Origin of the sequence: Sphingorhabdus sp. (genome assembly GCF_046154385.1) — a bacterium.
Lineage (GTDB): Bacteria > Pseudomonadota > Alphaproteobacteria > Sphingomonadales > Sphingomonadaceae > Sphingorhabdus_B.
Genome location: NZ_JBJXFW010000008.1, coordinates 1 through 20361, shown reverse-complemented (window position 1 = coordinate 20361; position 20361 = coordinate 1). Strand labels below are relative to the sequence as shown.

At 55.3% G+C, this 20361-nt stretch carries 23 protein-coding genes; 8 read left to right on the top strand and 15 right to left on the bottom strand.

The window, feature by feature from the left end; translation table 11 throughout:
- Positions 1–8 precede the first annotated feature (8 nt).
- Entirely contained in the window at positions 9–203 is a 195-nt protein-coding gene (locus tag ACKVOS_RS01575; protein ID WP_409210270.1) for a hypothetical protein, read from the top strand.
- A 57-nt stretch (positions 204–260) separates the two neighbouring features.
- The gene (gene gmk, locus ACKVOS_RS01570; RefSeq protein ID WP_409210269.1) at positions 261–914 is read left to right on the top strand and encodes a guanylate kinase; all 654 of its coding nucleotides are present in this window, start codon (positions 261–263) and stop codon (positions 912–914) included.
- 3 nt (positions 915–917) lie between these two features.
- Here gmk and ACKVOS_RS01565 read toward each other — a convergent pair whose 3' ends face one another.
- The 8 genes from ACKVOS_RS01565 to ACKVOS_RS01530 all read right to left on the bottom strand — a co-directional run bounded on the left by ACKVOS_RS01565 (position 918) and on the right by ACKVOS_RS01530 (position 7492).
- A complete protein-coding gene (locus tag ACKVOS_RS01565) occupies positions 918–1403 on the bottom strand; it encodes a DUF3429 domain-containing protein (RefSeq protein ID WP_409210268.1) in 486 nt (161 codons plus the stop codon).
- 39 nt (positions 1404–1442) lie between these two features.
- Complete coding sequence (locus ACKVOS_RS01560; RefSeq protein WP_409210267.1) at positions 1443–2144, bottom strand: ATP12 family chaperone protein; 702 nt, start codon at positions 2142–2144, stop codon at positions 1443–1445.
- A complete protein-coding gene (locus ACKVOS_RS01555) occupies positions 2141–2365 on the bottom strand; it encodes a hypothetical protein (protein WP_409210266.1) in 225 nt (74 codons plus the stop codon). The genes ACKVOS_RS01560 and ACKVOS_RS01555 overlap by 4 nt, the downstream gene beginning before the upstream one ends.
- Positions 2362–3018: an HAD-IA family hydrolase gene (locus tag ACKVOS_RS01550; RefSeq protein ID WP_409210441.1), complete on the bottom strand. Its 657-nt coding sequence runs from the start codon at positions 3016–3018 to the stop codon at positions 2362–2364. Before ACKVOS_RS01550 ends, ACKVOS_RS01555 begins: the two co-directional genes overlap by 4 nt.
- Positions 3019–3031: 13 nt before the next feature.
- Positions 3032–4231, bottom strand: coding sequence for an RluA family pseudouridine synthase (locus ACKVOS_RS01545; protein ID WP_409210265.1), 1200 nt, complete (start codon positions 4229–4231; stop codon positions 3032–3034).
- Complete coding sequence (locus ACKVOS_RS01540) at positions 4228–4605, bottom strand: fluoride efflux transporter FluC (RefSeq protein ID WP_409210440.1); 378 nt, start codon at positions 4603–4605, stop codon at positions 4228–4230. The genes ACKVOS_RS01545 and ACKVOS_RS01540 overlap by 4 nt, the downstream gene beginning before the upstream one ends.
- 46 nt (positions 4606–4651) lie before the next feature.
- Complete coding sequence (locus tag ACKVOS_RS01535; RefSeq protein WP_409210264.1) at positions 4652–6607, bottom strand: alpha/beta hydrolase family protein; 1956 nt, start codon at positions 6605–6607, stop codon at positions 4652–4654.
- A 111-nt stretch (positions 6608–6718) separates the two neighbouring features.
- A complete protein-coding gene (locus ACKVOS_RS01530; protein WP_409210263.1) occupies positions 6719–7492 on the bottom strand; it encodes a hypothetical protein in 774 nt (257 codons plus the stop codon).
- A 320-nt stretch (positions 7493–7812) separates the two neighbouring features.
- On the opposite strand from ACKVOS_RS01530, the gene ACKVOS_RS01525 reads away from it, so the two are divergent.
- Both ACKVOS_RS01525 and ACKVOS_RS01520 read left to right on the top strand, forming a co-directional pair.
- Complete coding sequence (locus ACKVOS_RS01525) at positions 7813–8253, top strand: hypothetical protein (RefSeq protein ID WP_409210262.1); 441 nt, start codon at positions 7813–7815, stop codon at positions 8251–8253.
- A gap of 142 nt (positions 8254–8395) precedes the next feature.
- A complete protein-coding gene (locus ACKVOS_RS01520) occupies positions 8396–9163 on the top strand; it encodes a DNA/RNA non-specific endonuclease (protein WP_409210261.1) in 768 nt (255 codons plus the stop codon).
- 66 nt (positions 9164–9229) lie between these two features.
- Here ACKVOS_RS01520 and ACKVOS_RS01515 read toward each other — a convergent pair whose 3' ends face one another.
- Entirely contained in the window at positions 9230–9763 is a 534-nt protein-coding gene (locus tag ACKVOS_RS01515; RefSeq protein ID WP_409210260.1) for a hypothetical protein, read from the bottom strand.
- Between the two features lie 114 nt (positions 9764–9877).
- Here ACKVOS_RS01515 and ACKVOS_RS01510 point away from each other — a divergent pair, with 114 nt between their 5' ends.
- Together ACKVOS_RS01510 and ACKVOS_RS01505 are read left to right on the top strand one after the other, a co-directional pair.
- Entirely contained in the window at positions 9878–10147 is a 270-nt protein-coding gene (locus ACKVOS_RS01510; protein ID WP_409210259.1) for a DUF167 domain-containing protein, read from the top strand.
- A 110-nt stretch (positions 10148–10257) separates the two neighbouring features.
- The gene (locus tag ACKVOS_RS01505) at positions 10258–12450 is read left to right on the top strand and encodes a putative bifunctional diguanylate cyclase/phosphodiesterase (RefSeq protein WP_409210258.1); all 2193 of its coding nucleotides are present in this window, start codon (positions 10258–10260) and stop codon (positions 12448–12450) included.
- 27 nt (positions 12451–12477) lie between these two features.
- Here ACKVOS_RS01505 and ACKVOS_RS01500 read toward each other — a convergent pair whose 3' ends face one another.
- Together ACKVOS_RS01500 and ACKVOS_RS01495 are read right to left on the bottom strand one after the other, a co-directional pair.
- On the bottom strand, positions 12478–12762 hold the full coding sequence (locus tag ACKVOS_RS01500) for a Fis family transcriptional regulator (RefSeq protein WP_409210257.1): 285 nt from the start codon (positions 12760–12762) through the stop codon (positions 12478–12480).
- Entirely contained in the window at positions 12755–13120 is a 366-nt protein-coding gene (locus tag ACKVOS_RS01495) for a type II toxin-antitoxin system RelE/ParE family toxin (protein ID WP_409210256.1), read from the bottom strand. Before ACKVOS_RS01495 ends, ACKVOS_RS01500 begins: the two co-directional genes overlap by 8 nt.
- Positions 13121–13288: 168 nt before the next feature.
- Here ACKVOS_RS01495 and ACKVOS_RS01490 point away from each other — a divergent pair, with 168 nt between their 5' ends.
- A complete protein-coding gene (locus tag ACKVOS_RS01490) occupies positions 13289–13474 on the top strand; it encodes a hypothetical protein (protein ID WP_409210255.1) in 186 nt (61 codons plus the stop codon).
- 173 nt (positions 13475–13647) lie between these two features.
- A complete protein-coding gene (acnA, locus tag ACKVOS_RS01485) occupies positions 13648–16323 on the top strand; it encodes an aconitate hydratase AcnA (protein WP_409210254.1) in 2676 nt (891 codons plus the stop codon).
- Positions 16324–16332: 9 nt separating this feature from the next.
- Here the strand turns inward: acnA and ACKVOS_RS01480 are convergent, their stop codons facing one another.
- The 4 genes from ACKVOS_RS01480 to ACKVOS_RS01465 all read right to left on the bottom strand — a co-directional run bounded on the left by ACKVOS_RS01480 (position 16333) and on the right by ACKVOS_RS01465 (position 20219).
- Positions 16333–17184, bottom strand: a complete 852-nt coding sequence (locus ACKVOS_RS01480; protein WP_409210253.1) for an HpcH/HpaI aldolase/citrate lyase family protein — start codon at positions 17182–17184, stop codon at positions 16333–16335.
- Positions 17185–17269: 85 nt separating this feature from the next.
- Positions 17270–17725 carry a MaoC family dehydratase gene (locus tag ACKVOS_RS01475; RefSeq protein WP_409210252.1) on the bottom strand — a complete coding sequence of 152 codons (456 nt, stop codon included), beginning with the start codon at positions 17723–17725 and terminating at the stop codon, positions 17270–17272.
- Between the two features lie 98 nt (positions 17726–17823).
- Positions 17824–19773 carry a biotin carboxylase N-terminal domain-containing protein gene (locus tag ACKVOS_RS01470; protein WP_409210251.1) on the bottom strand — a complete coding sequence of 650 codons (1950 nt, stop codon included), beginning with the start codon at positions 19771–19773 and terminating at the stop codon, positions 17824–17826.
- A complete protein-coding gene (locus ACKVOS_RS01465) occupies positions 19770–20219 on the bottom strand; it encodes an endonuclease domain-containing protein (RefSeq protein ID WP_409210250.1) in 450 nt (149 codons plus the stop codon). Before ACKVOS_RS01465 ends, ACKVOS_RS01470 begins: the two co-directional genes overlap by 4 nt.
- Positions 20220–20361: the final 142 nt, after the last annotated feature.

Genomic DNA, 20361 nt, shown 5'->3' with positions numbered 1-20361 from the left:
GGCTCCGAATGCTAAGGTCTATCGCAGGTGCCGTTGTCGGCGAAGTCATCGGACGCAAGCGTGGTAATGGTTTGCTGGGCGCGGGACTGGGTCTGGTCGCCACCCGCATAGCTACACGTTCGTTGCCGGGATTGTTGCTCGTTGGCGGCGCCATTGCGGCCAAGACGATTTACGACCGGCGAAAGCAGCATCAGTCGGAATAACGCGCCGCGTTTCAAAAACCAATTGACGCCAACCCACCCTTTCGCGCAGGAGTGGCTATGGCCGATAGCAACACCACAAAGCCGCACGAACTCGCAAGACGCGGATTATTATTTGTACTTTCCTCACCATCGGGTGCCGGAAAATCGACGCTTTCCCGTATGTTGCTGGAAGCGGATGAGAAAATAGCGCTGTCGGTATCCTACACGACACGTCCGCCACGCCCGGGTGAAATTGATGGTGTTCACTACCATTTCACCGATGTGCCGACCTTCAAAAAAATGGCCGCCGATGGCGAATTTCTGGAATGGGCGCACGTGTTTGGCAACCGCTATGGGACGCCCAAAGCCCCCGTCGAAGAAAAATTGGCCGCCGGTAACGACGTATTATTCGATATAGATTGGCAAGGTGCCCAGCAACTTTATCAGGAAGCCGGACCTGACGTTGTACGTGTTTTCATTTTGCCACCGTCCATAGACGAATTGGAACGCCGCCTTCACACCCGGGCACAGGATAGTGATGCAGTTATTGCCGATCGTATGAGCCGGGCCAAATCGGAAATCGGGCATTGGGACGGTTACGATTATGTCTTGATCAACGATAATGTGCAGACCTGTTTCGAAAAAGTACGCCAGATCCTCGCCGCAGAGCGCATGAAAAGGCGACGCCAAAAAGGACTGATCGGTTTTGTTCGGGATCTAGCGGCGACATAAGACTTAAGCCAGCGCGGCGAGCAAGAGGGTCAGACCACCCAACCCCAATGAAAGGTGCCATCGCAACTTCATCCAGCCTACGGGCAAGTTGCATTTCTCTACCATCCACCTGTCAACCAGCGGCGAAGCCATCAAGAACAGCCCGATCCACGCTAATGAAGGTCCCGGCCAGTCCCATCCCCAAATCCACGGCAAATAGCTGGCAAAGGCAATCAGGCTCGGTGCTATCGCCCAAGCGAATATCGGCGCGGCCTCGACTTCATCCTTGCGCGCGATAACGCCGAAGCCCCACCAAATTCCGCCAAGGAAGCTGAAAATGAAGGCGGCATAGCCATAAGCGACGGCAAGACCGGTCCACCGGTACTCGCTTCCCGATAATATGAGTGCGGCAGCTATAATCTGCGGAAGAAGACCGGCATAGCCGGCAACGAACGCAGCTTTCGGCAGTTTTGGCGAAACGGTTCTAAGGATCAATGTCATCTGCGACATTTACTACACAGGAATCTCCGAAACGACCTAGGTTTTCACCTATGTCGATGTTCCAAGCAAATCGAGAAAACGAACTGACTGCATAAATTCACCTTCGCGATCATAGCGGTTTTTCTGGGCCCAATGATCGGCGCCCCACAATTCTTCCTGCCACAATTCATCAAGGCAGGAAGCGTTCCAGATGTCTTGAGCGGAACCTGCATGTTCAACAACTGCCAACGTTGCGATGAGCGATCCAGAAAGATGTGCGAGTTTCGCCATGGCGGCAAGTTCGAACGTACCCCGTGCTTTCACCGCCGCGCGCAACTTTTCGAGCGTTAGTGCTGGCTGCGGCCGGTGCATGACGCCCTCGACGATTACAAAGTGGACATCATAACGCCCTGATGCCCAATCCAGCCACGGATCCCAAATCGCAGCCTGCCGCTGCGCCAACGCCTCACCCTTTGCTGCGCGGTAACAGAACAAATCAGTCTCGCCATAAGCGGCTATCGCAGTGGCAAAATCGTCACGGTCTATGCCAACCCGGTCGATTGCGGCATTGGCAAAACCGGTCATCGGCATTTGGGCCGGATCAATATCTTTTTCAACCGCGTCCCATTCCGCAACAACAGCATCGGCAAGCCGGCGCGTCGGCAATGCCAATTCATTGCGTGTCGGTGTCTTGACCGGACGCCCATCAAGTCGCACGGCATAGCCGAACGAACTTTGCTCCAAAGTAACCTCTTTCCAGAATCGCCTCATATTTTGGGCGTGCTCTTCCATCGTTTTGACAAGAAAACAGGAACCAGAAGAAAGTCCAGCATCCCAAACAGAAACAGGACATAGCCTGCTGCCTTGGGCAGGCCAAAGGCTTCACGCGCAATAACCGCAAGACCGATGACCAACATGACTGCGCCGGTGATGCGACACAGATTGATGACTAGAAAGCGATATTGCGCCCTGGTTTCTTCTTCTGGTGTCATGCGAAACTTCCCAATAAAGTCGACAGTTCGTTCATAGTTTCCGCTATAGCACCCGCCCCCGCAGCCCGCAAATCATCCACAGAATGATAGCCCCAATTCACGCCGATAGTCCGGGTACCCGCCGCACGGCCCATCTGGATATCATAGATGGTATCGCCAATCACAACGGCCTGCCTCGCTTCCACCGCCGCATCGGTAAGCGCCTGCTGAACCATAGAGGGATGCGGCTTGGACGGGTGACGATCAGCGGTTTGCAAGGTCACAAACATATCCTTTATGTTGTGATGCTCCAAACATCGAATGAGCCCCCGGTCCGACTTACCGGTCGCAACACCCAATAACCAACCGCCTTTATCCAGTGAGGTTAAAAGCTCGGAGATGCCGTCATACAGTGGTTCATGCTCCATCCCTTTGTTACGCAGATCCAAATAGGCTATCCGATAACGCTCCACCATCGCACTGTGCATTGCGGCATCGGCGTCAGGCAGCAAAACGCGCATGATATCGACAAGGCTTAGACCGACCGTCCGCCGAATTACGTCACGCGGTGGCGGCGTCATTCCCGCTTTGTCAAAAGCACATTCCATCGCATGACAGATGTTCGCCTGACTATCGACAAGCGTTCCATCGCAATCAAATATCGCCAGCTTGATCGTCACGTCAAACTTACTTCTTTGTAACCGGTCTTTTAATCACCGGCTTCTTCGCGGCAATTTTCTTGCCCGTAGCCATTTGACTGCGTTTTTTGTCTTTCGGCTTTTCGGTGACGGCGCCGCGCGAACGGCGCTCGCCCTTGCGTTCCTTACGCGCTGACTTTGCGATATTCGCGGCCACGCGCTTCTTGCCTTCGGCTGTTTCGGAAAATTTGGGGGCGTCGAGTATCAATGCATCGCCAAGCTCGATTTCAAAGCCGAGATCGGCAAAGCTATCTTTCATGTGCGGCGGCAAATCGGCGCGCACATCAATCTGGTGCCCTTGCGGATGATCGATACGCAGCCGCCTTGCGTGCAAATGCATCTTGCGGCTGATTGTACCTGTCAGGAAAGCATCTTTGCCGCCATATTTTCCGTCGCCAACAATCGGATGGCCGATTGCAGCCATATGCACGCGCAACTGATGCGTCCGCCCTGTATATGGTTGCAGTTCCACCCAGGCGCAGGCATTCCCGGCACGTTCAACGATGCGATATCGCGTGCGTGCCGACTGCCCGTCTTTTTCATCGACGTGCATCTTTTCACCGCCGCTGCCCGGCTGTTTGCCGATTGGCAAATCAATGAACCCATCGGCTATATCAGGCACGCCAACGACTAACGCCCAATAAACCTTGCGGGCCGTTCGGGATGAAAAGGCTTTGGCAAAATGCCCGGCGGACCGGGACGTTCGCGCCAATAACAATGCGCCCGATGTGTCTTTATCAAGACGGTGCACAAGCTTGGGCCTGTTATCAAGTTCGAAACAGAGCGCGTCCAACAATCCGTCGACATGGTTCTCTGTCTTCGTTCCACCTTGGGTCGCCAACCCCGCTGGCTTATTGATTACCAACGCTGAATCGTCTTTGTGGATGACCATGCCCAGCGCAAAGTCGATCTCGTCATCGGTTAAATCGCGCCGCTTGCGTGCCGGTCGCGCACTCGCAGTCGTCGATGTATCTGCTGGGGGGACGCGGATCGCCTGCCCCGCCAGCAAACGATCGCCCGGTGTTGCCCGCTTTCCATCGACCCGCAATTGTCCTGTTCGTGCCCAGCGCGATACAATGTTGAAGGATGTATCCGGCAGATGCCGTTTGAACCAACGGTCGAGCCTTATGCCGTCATCATCGGGTTGCACGACAAATTGCCGTATCGCTTTTTCGTCACTTTTGCTCATGCCCAAATTGCCTTTGCTGCCGTCATTCCGGCAAATAATGCCCCTAAGGCGAGGAGTACCGAAGCCAGCGCATATCCCGCCGCCAGCCCCAATTGCCCCCGCTCGATCATCCGCGCCATTTCCAGACTGAAGGCGCTGAATGTTGTAAATCCACCAAGTACGCCGACGCCCACAAACAAACGCAGGGGTTCCGCCGAATTATCGCCGCGCAATATCCACGCCGCCAGCACCCCCATGGCCAACCCGCCCAAAATATTCGCGGCAAAGGTGGGCCACGGCCAGCCGCCATCGGACACAGGCAATGCGCGCGATAGGCCAAAACGTAACCCAGCGCCAATTGCGCCGCCGGACATAACAAGGATGACGGGGTTCATAATGGTCGCCATAGCGGAGGCCGCGCCGCAAGGGAAGGCAGAGCGGTCAATCCGCGGGATTATGCTTCGCCAAAAATCCTTCCATGGCAGCCAGTAACGTAACCCGATCAGCCTGCCGCGTGAAATAATGGTCGGCGAGCGGTAATGATACGAACTCGACCACTTTGTCCGCCTTGGTCATTGCGTTGTGCATCTTCACCGATTGCACATGATCCACAGTCACATCCCGTTTTCCGTGGATCAGCATTAGCGGTGTCTTGATTTTTGCGATGGCGTTGATTGGCGACACTGCGTTGAAATCTGGCGTCATTTCCTGCCATTGCTGCTTATACAGATTGCCCCGGATCGAATTGCCGAAATCATTCACCTCGCGCCGCAATGCCGCCACGCCCGAGATTGAAATAGCGCAGCGATACAAGTCCGGATCCTTGGCAATCCCCCACATTGCGGCATAGCCGCCATAAGACGCGCCCACGATACACACGCGTTTTGCGTCCGCAATGCCTTGGTCAACTGCCCATTTGACACCGTCGGTGATGTCATCCTGCATCGCAAAGCCCATCTGGCCCTTGCCTTTTTCGATAAATTCGGTGCCGTATCCGGTCGACCCGCGAAAATTGGGCTGAAGCACGACATAACCGCGGCTGGCGAGAAATTGCGCCCAATAGTCATAGTCAAGGCCATCATGTCCCCATGGTCCGCCATGCGGCATGACGATAAAGGGAAGGTTTTTCGCCGCCCTGCCCTTGGGGGTCGTTAGCACCGCCTCAATCTCCAACCCATCGCGCGCCCGATATTGCACCAGCTTGACCGGAGACAATTTTTTGCTGCCAAGCTTCTCGTTCACCAACGCCACTTTTTGAAGAACGCCGACATTGGTGTCGAAAAAATATAATGTGCCAGGGGACTCCGCAGAATCAATCCGCACCAACATCTTGGTCCGATCAGCGTTCATGCTTTCAATATTGACACGCGAATTGGGGATGGTTTTGTTTAAATTTGCCTGCACATTGTCCAATACCGGATCGAACCAGACCACCGGCGTGTTTTTGTCGGTCGTATAAGCGCCGAGCAATTTGCCGTCATCGGAGGTTACCACGCCGTCGACCTCGCCCACTTTGGGTTCGAATATCGTTTTGACTGTCTGTTGCGTCGCCAGATCAACCTCAAATATCGAGGCACGGCCATTGTCGTTGTCGCGCATCACCAAGGCATTATCGCCGCCGGGCAAAAACAGGAACGGAACGGTGAGCACGTCGTCGCGTTTGTGGCTGACCTTGTCGACCTGTTTGAACTGGCCCTCACCCGACGGCCGATAAATCAGCCGCGAGGTCAGGCTGCTGTCATCATACCCAATGCCGATACGCACCTGACCGAGATTGTCTGCACCCCAATCGAGAACACCGCTGCGGCCAATGACTTCGTTGCGGCTTCGGCCATTGGTGACATCTACGCGATAGATGGTCGGCCAAAATTCGGGGGTGTTGCTGTAAATAGAGCCCTGCGCCGCGACCAAAACATGGTTACTGCCATCGTTTGGCACCCAAAGCACATCGGCGCCATTCTGACCTTTCAAATCCCATAATAGCTTGGTGAATTTGCCGCTAGGCCGATTGACCGCGAGCAGGCGCGATATGTACCACCGGCTTGACTCAACGGGCAAAAGTCCGGTGATCGACACGATGATATTGTCATTATTTACCCACCGGACACGTCCGGGTTGCGTTTCTTCGGGTAATGTCAGGACGACCGGATCGGTTGCGTCATTGGCCAGCGGCAAAATCGCGATGTTCTGTTCGCCCCGCATACCGAATATTCCCGCGATATATTTACCATCCGGAGATAGTTCGGCACGCTCGACAAACGGCAGGCTGGCAAAAGCTTCCACGGTTGGCGGCACAGCGGCTGCCACGGCTGCGGCGGGCTCAGCCGGAGTTTCGGCTTTCTGGGCAAATAAGGGGGAAACGAAAAGCGAGGCTGCGACCACAAAACGGAAAAGCATGTATCCCCCAGTCAGAATTCATTGGCCGCCTTGTGTAGCATTCTATTTCCAAAGCGCAAAAAAATAGGGCGGCACCTCTGCCGCCCCAGGCGCTTCGGTCTGAAATATTATTTACCGGCCATTATTGGCCACAATGTCTACGCTGGTGCCGCCACCGGCTTTTGCATTGAACGTGATGAAGTACGCGCCGCCATCATTATCGCGGGTGCCTCCAAGTACATGCTCGCCAGCAAGTATCTGGTGCTCGGCATTGAAACCCGATTTCCGTGCGCGCGTGTAATAATAGTCAATGACGTTCTGCATCGCTGCCGATGTTGTAAAGGTGACAACGCGGATATCGCAAATGCCGCCGTCAACGCCGCCTGCCTCTTTCACATTACCGCGCGGATAAACCGGGAATTCGGCGGGCATCCGGTAGGCCCAGCCTGCGCCATATTGTAATTTTGCCTCGCACGTGCCTTTGCCGCGGGTGACGCCTTGATCGGCAGCAAGCCCGCCCAGCGTAGCAGCGCGGCGGTCTCCGCAATTTGTGCAGTTTTCAGCGGCAACGACAGTCGCTTTAGGCGCGCGCATCAGTTTTGCACCGTCCAAGGCTTCGATCGATGCGTCGCCATCATATCCACTATCCGCAGGTGTTGCCCCGGACAGTGGCTTTGTTGCGGCTTTCAGGCTGTTTTTATTGGCGCTGTCGGTCAGATCGGGATCGACCAAAATCGGATCGTTCAATGCTGCATTGACTTGCGGATCGCTGCCCTTGCCGACCAGCTTGTTGTCAAGATCGGCTACCGCGGCGTCATCTGAGGCTTGATCACCACACGCAGCCAACGGCAACGCCAGCGCCAGTCCCAACAAAACTGGAAAGCTAAGGCGCGGGATGGATCGCATAAAACTCGTTCCTGTATACTTCATGAACAGACGCTGCGACCGATACACCTCAATTACTAGTCCTAAAGGTGGTTAACAACTACCTTGAGTCGCATTTACCCTGTATCGACGGACGGATTGTGCCAGCGCGGGACAAATGTGGCATTCCGGTTAACGGCCAACGATCCGCACGCGCTCAACCGGAAACCAGAAGCGCGAACTATACTTTAGCAAAATATTCAATCTCCCCTGTTAAATCTTGATCTATGTTACGGGGGCAAAGGCACAAAAACCGCTTATCTTACGAGCGCAGCGCGCGGACAGATATTCGTGCATGGGGCATGTTTATAGTCGGTGCGGTCTTTGTATTTGCCGCGTTGAGCATTGATCCGCAAGACAATTGCAATGAAGCGGGCGAATGCGCACCTTGGCTGGTACCTTTGGCCTTTGTCATGGGCGCTGTTGTCGGGATAGGAGGTCTTGCACAATTGATCGCCAACCCCCGGCGCGGCAGCCGGATTGATCCGGAAACCGGCGCATTAATCTGGTGGCAGAATCGTGTTGGATCTGTTCCCGGTGACGAAGGGGCGATCGATCCACAACATATCGGGTCAATCTGCATCGTAAAACAAAGCGAAGGCAGCGACGAGGTGCACCTTTATGACCGAAACGGTGTGCGGCAATTTTATTTCGACGAAGAAGTCATACCTTGTGATCAGGAAGGCTGGGTCAAGGCCTTAATCGAGCAATGGCCACACATCCGGTTGGATATTGTTGCATGATCAAGTGACAAAATTCTGTGCTATACTCCAGAACGGACTATTATTCATTTTTCCGAATCTGAAAAACAATTTATTCTTATGTTCGCTTGGGTGGCATCAATTTAGGGTCAAGACCTAAGTTGACAATTGAAAGGATGAGTCCTTGATCAACGATCCATTTCAGATGCAGCGTGAACTGCGATATGGTGCCCCTGTCTGTGACCAGATCCTAACCGGTCGATATTTTACGATAGGTTATTCCTGGTATTTTCGCCAAGCGAAGTGGACACTGGAAATTATCAATCGCGAACGAAATATTTTTACCGACCTTCCCAAAGCTAAACGATTGAACAATTTTCGTGCAGATTTGCGTATTCCGGGCAGATTTCGGGCGAGCCTTGACGACTTCAAAGGCAGCGGATTTGATCGCGGTCATCTTGTTCCATCGGCGAACCACAATTTCGGTGACATCGTCAACAGCGAGACGTTTTTATTGTCAAACATGTCACCACAACATGATGAATTTAATCGTAAAATATGGGCCGAACTAGAGTCCGCAGTGCGGCAGTTAGACAGCCGCCACGATATATTCGAAACCTATGTCCTCACATGTCCCGTATTCTATTTTGATCGTATCGTAGAAACCATTGGCAAAATCAAAGGTGCCGATGGCGTCAAAGGCAATGATATTCCCATTCCTCATGCGTTCATTAAAAGCGTACTTGCCGAGGACAAACGCGGTCAATTGCAGCTTTGGACCTTTGAAATGGAGAACAAAGAACTAACCGGAAAACTGGGCGACTATCTCGTACAAACTTATGATGCCGAAGAACTTGTCGGCGGCAGATTCTGGGACAGGGTGAGCGGCGGCGACATCCATTTGCAAAAGAAGAATAAGAATAAAATGTGGGAATATTCGGATATCCCATAATATTCCCCAACTTCATTTGCGCTACCACAACGCCGCCACCGCCTATCCTTAGTTGATACGAAAGCCCTACTTCACCACACCGCGATAACTTATCGTGCGCGTCGCCCCTGCGCCAATTGCATCGGGGAACACCCAACGGACATGAGTGACGTCTTGTTCGGTTGCGGCGCGTTCAACGTTGGCGGTGCCGGCGGCATCCTTCGCTTTGGCTTTCAGGTTGGCAAGCTTGCCCCACAAGGTGCCTCCGTCGACCGACACTTCGGCCCAATCTTCAGCCACAGAGGAAAATTGGACAGCGTCCGGCATCGGGTTCGTCGCACGAAATCCCGCCGCTGGTTCAGCGCCGGTATTCACAACCTTCAGCGTAAAAACGACCTTGTCGCCCGGAACCACCGAAACCGCACCCGGTGCATACAGCTTTGCTGTTTCTTTGCCGGCTGCGTCGGTTTCGATCCGCTCGATCTGTACATCGCTGCTCAAGGTTACCGGCGAACGTGCTGCGGTTTGCGCCATAGCTGCAGGGACCGTCAATGCGATACCTGACAATATGAGGGCCAAAGGAGCCAAATGGGAAGCGGCTTTAAACATTCTCTTTTTCATTACATTCCTGCCATATTCGAATGAGTGTCAACCGGGTCGGGGCAATAGTATCGCGGGATGACGGTCAATGGGTAGCAAAATCTGCATATCTGTTAGATAATTACGTCCAAAACCATGACCAATCCAACACCAACCACGATTTTTGAAATGCTCGACATGGCCGGAGAGCTTCGCATACGGGTCGTTCCCGGTGCGAAAGTCGAACGTGTCGCTGTCGAAAACGCAGTCCTTAAAATATGGATTCGAACTGCGCCGGAAGACGGCAAGGCCAACAAGGCGGTTGTCGCATTGCTAGCCCGGATATTATCGCTGCCCACGGGCAATATCCGGATCGTCAAAGGACACACAAGCCGCGACAAGCGCGTTCAGCTAACCTTGAAATAGGCAAAACAGCACCGAAAACCGCCATTTATTAGCGATATGGTAACCAACGCTGTTTAAGGTGTATTTCTTATGAACCGGTTCCCTTTACCTTTGCCCGATGTGGATTGACGATGGCGGTCGCTAAACTATTCCGTAACTTCCCCGGCGTCGGCTCTTCCGATACGACGGGATACGGCTCTGTCGCTGTCATCACGCAAGCCGACGCGGGCCGTCGCCTTGAAGTGCTCGACGATTTTGAACACGCAGGAATCGGCTGGCTATGGGCCACCGATGCCGAAGCGCGGTTGATTTACATCTCTGAAAATGCTGCGGAAAAGCTAAACCGTCCAATACAGGATTTACTGGCACAGCCATTAACGACGTTATTTGAAACGGACGCCGACAATCACGGGGATCGTTCCGATCGGCCCCTGAATTTCCAGATAACGGCGCGCAACAAGATCATCGACCAAACCGTCCGCTTTGCCCTCAATCCATCACACGGGGATGGGCGTCAGACATGGTGGTCAATTTCCGGCCATCCCAAGTTCGACAAAACCGGAGTCTTTCAGGGCTATCGCGGCAGCGCCAAGGACATAACGGTCGAATATGAGCGCAAACTCGTCGATTCCCGTCTGGCCGAATTTGACTCGCTGACCGGCCTTGCGAACCGCCATCGTATGGACAAGAAGCTGGAAAGCATCCTTTCCGCCTATAAATCGGCCAAGCGCAGCTGCACGCTCATCATGCTGGATCTCGACCGGTTCAAACATGTCAACGATACGCTAGGTCATCCGGCAGGCGATGATCTGTTGTGTCAGGTCGCGCGGCGTTTGGAACGGGTAGTTGGCCAGCGCGGCGAGATCGGCCGTTTGGGTGGCGACGAGTTCCAGATCATTTTGCCCGACCTTGATGACCGCGGCAAACTTGGCGAAATGGCGAACAAGATCATCCAGATCGTGTCGCAACCCTATAATATCGACGATAAGCGAGCCACCATCGGCACCTCGATCGGCATCGCGATTTCACCTTATGATGGCATCGACAAGCTGGATTTGATCCACAACGCCGATCTGGCGCTGTACGCCGCAAAAAATGGCGGGCGCGGCCAATTCCGTTTCTACTCGGCCGACCTGAAAGATGAAGCCGAGGAACGCCGCCTGCTCGAAGAAGGCCTGCGCGACGCGCTCGCCAACGACATGCTGGAATTGCATTATCAACCCGTCGTGCGAACCGAAGACAATATGGTCGTCACGTTCGAGGCTTTGATGCGCTGGGAACATCCTGAACGCGGGACCATCGGTCCTGATGTATTCGTCCCGATTGCCGAAGAATCCGACCTCATCAACCAAATTGGTGCCTGGGCGTTGAACAAGGCATGCAACGATGCGATGGCGTGGCCCAAATCGGTGCGTGTTGCGGTCAATGTTTCCGCAGCCCAGTTCGCGCATTCGGACCTGATCGACATCGTCACCCACGCGCTGGAAACCTCGGGTCTTGACGCTAACCGTCTGGAACTCGAACTCACCGAAAGCGTGTTCATGGGCGATGGAGAGACCATCGACGATATCTTTCGTGCCTTGAAAGAACTGGGCGTCCGCCTTGCACTGGACGATTTCGGTACCGGCTATTCTTCACTCAGCTATCTGCGTTCTGCCCCGTTCGACAAGATCAAGGTCGACCGCACCTTTGTCGACAGCTGCACCCAAAAAGACCAGAATAGTGCGAAAATCATCGCTGCTATTATCGGTCTGTCCGACGCATTAGGCATGGAAACCACGGTCGAAGGCGTTGAAGCTTTTGACCAGTTGGAAGTCGTCAAATCCAAGGGCGCGCGCTTCATTCAGGGATGGATCTATTCCAAGGCCTTGACCCAGGAAACCGTCATTCACCAATTGAAAAGTGGCGACTTGAGGATCGAACCCGACGGCCCGGAACGCCATCGCCCGGAACGCCGTTCGGTATTCCGCCGCATCGGCGTAATTCACGACGACCACCGCTATGACGCGTTGATGCGGAACTTGTCAAAAACCGGCGCGTTGATCGACGGCCTTCTTGGTGTGCCCGAAGGTACCGGCCTTGTGCTGGATCTGGGCGGAGGACAACTTGTTGTCTGCACCGTGGCCCGCGTTCAGGATGCATTGATCGCGGTCGAATTCGAAACCCCTTTGGTCAGCGACGGTGCTGGCGGCCTATGCACCCGCCACCGCATATCCCCATATGTGCTCGCTGCCGCAACCTCTGCCGGCGCACCCCAGTCCAAACCCGTATTCATGCAAGTCGCCGCCGTGTCCGGCCATAACGCAATGGATTTTCAGGACTAAGCGGGATTTCAATACGGTAACAACGGTTCAGATCAGCTCAACCTGAAGCCTGCGTCCAACAAGCGCAGCCGCGCGCTGTAGCGTTTCTAAGGTTACATTACCGTCATTTGGGTCGAGCATCCGGTTAATCTGCGTGCGGCTAGTATGCATCAATTCGGCTAATCTTGTTTTTGTAAGATTACGGTTTTGCATCGCTTCGGCAAGTTGCCATGCGATAACTTCCTTGATCGCTTGCGCCTGAAATTCACCAAGCGTACCTTCTTGTTCCAAAAAGCTATCGAGAGTTGAGCCACGATGCGGGTTCTTAGGCATTTTCAATCTCCTTTTGCCGTTTGCGAGCCAGCTCCAGTTCTGCCTCCGGCGTTTTCTGTGACTTTTTAATAAAACCATTTAACGCATACAAAGCCCCATCGTGAAAACAGAATAATATCCTCGCCATTGTTCGATCCGGCAAATTTGTCCTGACTTCAAATAACCCGTGTCCCATTGGTCGAACCAACGGCATACCAACAGGAAAACGGAACTGGACACGCTGCAAATCCATCCCGACCGCACGCCGACTCTGCTCCGGCAATTGAACAAGCCATTCACGTACCGGTTCATTTCCACCCAAGCTTTTGTAAAAGAAAAGCTCGATCCGCGACGGGGCGGAATTGCTGACACTGCTCATCGCGCCGATGCGTACTTTATATAGTACATTTCGTCAACGGTTTTTGTTCCAAGCACAAACAATCCCCGTCTGCATTATCCTAAATCAATTGGCGCGATAACATCCCCAACCCTTTGCGCCATGTCTCCAAAGCTGCCAAGAGAGAGCGATGAACTTAAAGGAAACCCCATGATCCCCTTAGTCACCCTGACCGACACACGCGGCCAGAAAATCTCCGTCAATCCCGAAATCGTCCAATTCATCCGCACGGCCGACAATGCCCATGACGAATGCCTGATCGTCTTTGGAAAAGACCAACTGCTCCGCGTGCGCGGGACGCTGGAGGAAGTGACGGAAGTTTTACGGGAGGGGTGAGGCATTTCGACATTTCTTAAATCGTCCTGGACCCATCCCCCCTTCCCTTTCCCGTCCTGTCGCGCTAAGCGCGCGGGGAACCGAATCTCCCGCTTTGTCGCTGGTTCGCGGTCAGATAAGTCGGCCCGTTCCCCTATCCAGCAAAAAGCCCAACAGCCAAGGGGTATATAATAATGACCGCAATCGGATTAGACAGCCTGCAAACCCGTTCCACCCTGACCGCTGGCGGCAAGACGGTGGATTATTTTTCTATCAAGAAAGTATCGGAAAAACTGGGCGATGTGTCGCGCTTGCCATTTTCGATGAAGGTCTTGCTTGAAAACCTGCTGCGCTTTGAAGACGGCGGTTTTACCGTTTCGGTGGACGATGTGCAGGCGCTGATCGATTGGCAGGCGGATCCAAAGTCCACCCGCGAAATCCAGTATCGCCCTGCACGCGTGTTGTTGCAGGATTTCACCGGCGTTCCATGCGTGGTCGATCTGGCCGCGATGCGCGATGCGATGAACAAGCTCGGCGGCGACGCGCAAAAAATCAATCCGTTGGTTCCGGTGCATCTGGTCATTGACCACTCGGTCATGGTCGACGAATTCGGTCACCCCAAGGCAGCCGAACAGAATGTCGAGATCGAATATCAACGCAACGCCGAACGGTATGACTTCCTGAAATGGGGATCAAAATCGCTTGCCAATTTCAAGGCGGTTCCTCCCGGTACCGGCATTTGCCATCAGGTCAATCTGGAACATATCGCACAGGCGGTTTGGACTTCGGCGGCCACCGACGGGGCGATGATCGCATATCCCGACACCTGCGTTGGCACCGACAGCCACACGACAATGATCAACGGCCTTGGCGTTTTAGGCTGGGGCGTGGGCGGTATCGAGGCGGAGGCCGCGATGTTGGGCCAGCCAGTGTCCATGTTAATCCCCGAAGTGGTCGGGTTCAAGCTAACAGGTGCGCTGGCCGAGGGCGTGACCGCAACCGATCTGGTGTTGACAGCAACACAGATGCTGCGCGCCAAAGGCGTGGTCGGCCGCTTTGTCGAATATTATGGCCCGGGCCTTGCCTCGCTCAGCCTTGCCGATCGTGCGACGCTTGCCAACATGGCGCCGGAATATGGCGCGACGTGCGGGTTCTTCGGAATCGACGAAAAGACACTCGATTATCTGCGTTTGACGGGCCGTGATGAAGACCAGATTGCGCTGGTCGAGGCCTATGCCAAGGAACAGGGCCTGTGGGCCTATGCCGATATGGCTGATCCTGTGTTCACCGACACGTTGTCGCTCGATATGAGCACGGTTGTTCCGTCGCTGGCAGGTCCAAAACGGCCGCAGGACAAGGTAATCCTGACGCAAGTCGACAACGTGTTCAATGCCGACCTCATCAATGTGTACAAGCATGACGGTGCCAAGCGCGTCGCGGTTGAAGGCAAGGCCCATGATATCGGCGACGGCGACGTCGTGATTGCGGCGATTACATCGTGCACCAACACCTCCAACCCTTCGGTTCTGGTGGCCGCTGGTCTTGTGGCTCGCAAGGCCAATGCCTTTGGTTTGCGTCCAAAGCCGTGGGTCAAAACATCGCTTGCTCCCGGAAGCCAGGTGGTCACTGACTATCTGGACCGTGCCGGTTTGACGGCCGATCTGGATGCCGTTGGCTTTAACCTGGTGGGCTATGGCTGCACCACTTGCATCGGTAACTCCGGTCCATTGGCCGAGCCGATCTCGAACGCCATCAACGGCAATGACATTGTCGCGGCATCGGTCATTTCAGGCAACCGCAATTTCGAAGGCCGCGTTTCACCCGACGTGCGGGCCAACTTCCTCGCGTCGCCTCCGCTGGTCGTTGCTTATGCGCTGAAGGGCACGGTAACCGAAGATTTCACAACGACGCCAATTGGTCAGGCGACCGACGGCAGCGATGTGTTCCTGCGCGATATCTGGCCAACCAATCAGGAAGTACACGACGTCATGACCGCGAATATCGACCGTTCGATGTTCACCGCGCGCTATGCCAAGGTCTATGAAGGTGACGCACATTGGCAGAAAATCCAGGTCGAAGGTTCGGACACTTATCAGTGGCGTGCTGGCTCCACTTATGTCGCCAACCCGCCCTATTTTGACGGCATGAGCATGACACCTGCGCCCGTAACCGACATTATTGAGGCCAAGCCGCTGGCGATTCTGGGTGATTCCATTACAACAGACCACATTTCGCCAGCCGGTTCGATCAAGGCGGACTCTCCTGCAGGCAAGTTCCTGATGGAGCATCAGGTCAGCAAAGCCGATTTCAACAGCTATGGCGCACGACGTGGCCATCACGAAGTCATGATGCGCGGCACCTTTGCCAATATCCGCATCAAGAATGAAATGGTCCCCGGCATCGAAGGTGGCATGTCCAGCTATGCTGGTGAAGTCATGCCGATCTATGACGCGGCCATGCGCCACAAGGCCGACGGAACGCCGCTGGTCGTCATCGCCGGTAAGGAATATGGCACGGGATCAAGCCGTGACTGGGCCGCAAAGGGCACAAACCTGCTTGGCGTAAGGGCCGTCATCGTCGAAAGCTTCGAGCGGATCCACCGTTCAAACCTGGTCGGCATGGGCGTGCTGCCTTTGCAGTTCCAGGAGGGCGAAAACCGCGGAAATCTGGGCCTTACAGCCGATGACAGCTTCACCATCAAAAACGTCTCGAAGCTTCAGCCACGTCAAAAAGTGACGGTCGAGGTAACCCGCAAAGATGGCTCCACTTTCACCTTCGACACGCTGTGCCGCATCGACACCGCAAACGAGGTCGAATATTTCATGAATGGCGGCATCCTGCACTATGTGCTGCGGAAACTCGCGGCTTAAGAAACGGGTCTAGACCCGGGCGAGGATCGACAGCGCCGCCTTCAAATGCGGTGCGTCGATCATCTTGCCATCCAGTTGCAGCACCCCTGCGCCGGGATTGGCGGCAAAGGCGTCGACCACGGCCTGGGCATGGTTCAATTGTTGCAATGAAGGTGTAAATGTGGTGTTTATTACAGCAACTTGTGACGGATGAATGGCGAGCATACCCGTAAAGCCATCGCGTGCGGCACGTGCAACATAGGCAGTTAAAGCTGTCGTATCGCTGATGTTCGGGAAAACCGTGTCGATTGCCGCAACGCCAGCGGCATGGGCGGCAAACAGAGTCAGTGAGCGGACCATCTCATAAGGCGCAGTATAACGCCCGTCAGACTCGCGAGAAGTGGCGGCACCAATAGCGGCCGGTAAATCTTCGGCCCCCCAGCTGACGCCGGCCAACCAAGGCGCAACCTCACGCAAGCTGCCAAGGTCAAATACCGCGCCGGGCGTTTCAGTTGCGATCGGCAGAATCGGCGGCGCTTCGCCATCCGGATTGTCCGCCACCGCCGCCGCCTCGGCGCGCAGCCAGTTGACCGAACGCGCACCTTCCGCCTTTGGCAAAACGATGCCGTCGGGCAAGAATGGCAATACCGACGCCAGATCATCATGGGTCAAATGGCTATCTTGCGGGTTAACCCGAACAAAAACCGGCACAGGTCGATCGCCGGACAAATACTCCGCCGTCGCTTCCCGCGCCGCAATCTTGCGGTCGAGCGCGACCGAGTCTTCGAGGTCGATGATGATGGCATCTGCCCCGCTGGCCGAGGCCTTGACAAAGCGTTCAGGCCGGTCACCGGGAACGAAAAGAAGCGAACGGAGTTTCATAGGTTTTAGCCTTAAATGTTTCACCGGTGCACTGGCCTTTTCGAAAAACGTTTCTTCACGTCTTTCGTTAAGCCTGCCGACAAGGTTACGCGCTTTCACTCCGCTTTAACAGCGCCGCACGCTCGCAACTGCACACCACTTCGTTGCGCTGGTTGAGGCAGCGGTGGAGGAAGGTGACTAAGCCTGCGTCAGGCCGCGATTTGCTCTCCTTGAGCGCAATGACTTCGGTCTCGGCGCGGAGCGTATCGCCGAGGAATACAGGCTTTGGCATGACGAGCTTGTCATATCCCAGATTGGCGACCAGCGTACCCAATGTGGTGTCACCCACCGACAACCCGACCATCAGGGCAAAGGTGAAGGTGCCGTTGACGAGAATCTGCCCGAATTCGCTCGCCCTCGCCGCCTCCGCATCGATATGCAGCGGTTGCGGGTTGTGGGTCATTACCGAGAACAGGAGGTTATCGGTCTCTGTGACAGTGCGGCGGATTTCGTGGGCGATGCTGTCGCCGATTTGCCATTGGTTGAAAAATCTACCTGCCATACCGCACCCCTTTCCCGTTCGTGTCGAGCATCGTCGAGACAACGTGAAATGGCACGCGACCGATGGGCATCTCGACTGCGCTCGGTGCGAACGGACTTTTATTCATTATTCGCCTCAATCCGAACCAGCAAAGCCTCAACCTGCACCTGAGCGCCAGCCTCAGCGTTCAGTTCCGCCACCACCCCGTCGAATGGCGCGGTTAGGCTGTGTTCCATCTTCATCGCTTCGAGCGTGAGGAGTTTCTGGCCCTTGGTTACAACTTGGCCCTGCGCGACCTCGACCGCGATGATGCGGCCCGGCATGGGAGAGAGGATGTCGCCGTCATGGGCGTGACCGCTGCCACCGCCATCCGATCTCAACGACGCAGTCAGAAACTCACCTTGGCCGAACACCGTTACTGAGCTAGATTCCTGATTGTTCTCAACCGTTCGGGTGATGAAATCTTCAGGAACTTCTCTTTGAATGGTCTGGCCATCAACACGAAGAGTCAAACTTTGTTGCCATTCCCGATTAAGCCTAAATCCCTCACATCGGCGCCAAACCGGACCCGAATGATCCCACAGGTATTCGAGCTTGAAAGAGTCTCCGAAATATCCGGTAATTTCTCGCCCCCAGATGACAGTGACCAAATCGTCGAGCAACCTCTCTCTTAGCCTTTCGTCGACTCTTAACTCCGCCATCCTTTCGTCGATAAAACCCGTGTAAACTTGCTTGGCAATGAAATCAGGATGCCGGATTAAACGATACAGAAATCCGACATTCGTTTTAACGGGTGCGACACAGGTCTTTGATAGCGCTTCGCTCAACTCGCCAATACATTCAGCCCGAGTTTCGCAGTGAACAATTTCCTTGGCAATCATCGGATCATAAAAGGGCGATATTACATCCCCCTGTTCAACGCCGGTATCGGTGCGAGCTTTTCGGCCTGATTGTCTTTTGCGTAAAACGTCAAGGAGGCCAATGCTAGGCAAGAAGTTGTTTGATGGATCTTCCGCATACAACCGCGCTTCAATCGCCCAGCCGTTAATGCTCAGCTCGTCCTGCCGCTTCGGCAAAGCCTCCCCACTCGCCACTCTGAGTTGCCATTCGACCAGATCGACGCCGGTAATCTCCTCGGTCACCGGATGTTCGACCTGCAACCGCGTGTTCATTTCCATGAACCAGATGCGGTCGGCGCGCAGGCCTGAGCCCCCGCCTTCCCTATCAGAAGTGTCAGCGATGAACTCGATCGTGCCTGCGCCGACATAATCGACCGCCTTGGCCGCCTTCACCGCCGCTGCGCACAATTGGTCGCGGGTCGCTTCGTCCATGCCCGGCGCGGGGGCTTCCTCGATCACTTTCTGGTGGCGGCGTTGCAGCGAGCAATCGCGTTCGAACAAATGGACTATGTTGCCGTGGGTGTCGCCGAAGACCTGCACCTCGATATGGCGGGGGCGCGGGATGTATTTTTCGATCAGGACATGCGCGTTGCCGAACGACGCGGTGGCCTCGCGCTGGCAAGAGGCGAGCGCGTCGGCGAAGTCGACCGCGTCCTCGACCTTGCGCATCCCTTTGCCGCCGCCGCCCGCGACCGCCTTGATGAGGACGGGATAGCCTATTTCGGCGGCCTGCCCGCCAAGGAACGCGGGGTCCTGTTTCTCGCCCATATAGCCGGGGGTGACGGGCACGCCCGCCTCCGCCATCAATTTCTTGGCCGCATCCTTTAGCCCCATCGCGGTGATGCTGGCGGGGCGCGGGCCGACCCAGATCAGCCCAGCGTCGATTACGGCCTGCGCGAACTCGGCATTTTCGGAGAGGAAGCCATAGCCCGGATGGATCGCCTCTGCTTTGGTGGCGAGCGCGGCGGCGATGATCTTCTCCCCCACCAGATAGCTCTCGCGCGCCGGAGACGCCCCGATATGCACCGCCTCATCCGCCTGGCGCACATGCAGCGCTTTGGCATCGGCATCCGAATAAACCGCAACGGTGCGGATACCCATCGCGCGCGCGGTGCGGATGATGCGGCAGGCGATCTCGCCCCGGTTGGCGATGAGGAGGGATTGGATCATAATTCCTCCCCGGCACGGGGAGGGGGACCATCCGAAGGATGGTGGAGGGGCACGCTAGGAGTCTCCCGCCCTCGCTGCTCAGCCAACTTCCCTATCCTGTCCTCAGAAACCTCAACTATTCTCAAAACCGCACCTTCCAAATTACCCAACACCGCACTCACCGGCACCCGCAATGTGGCGACCCCTTGCGACCGCAAGAAATGCCCCCGCGTCGCGTCGGCTTTTGCGGCAATGTGACCGTCGTGCGAATGGCCATCGACTTCAATTGCAAGCTTGGCCGCAGCGCAGTAAAAGTCGAGGATATATCGGCCAGCCGGATGCTGCCGCCGATACTTGAAGCCAGCGGGACGTTTTCGTAACTCGCGCCACAATATCGTCTCGGGTAAGGTCATTTCGCTGCGCAGCTTTCGGGCGCGTTTGAGCGTTTCCGTGGGGCCGGTGATCACCTGGCGTGCCCCTCCACCATACTGCGCATGGTCCCCCTCCCCGTTTCGGGGAGGATTTGCTGCAAACCCCTCACATCCGGAACACGCCAAAACGTGCCCCCTCCTCGACCGGCGCATTCAACGCAGCCGCCAGCGCCAACCC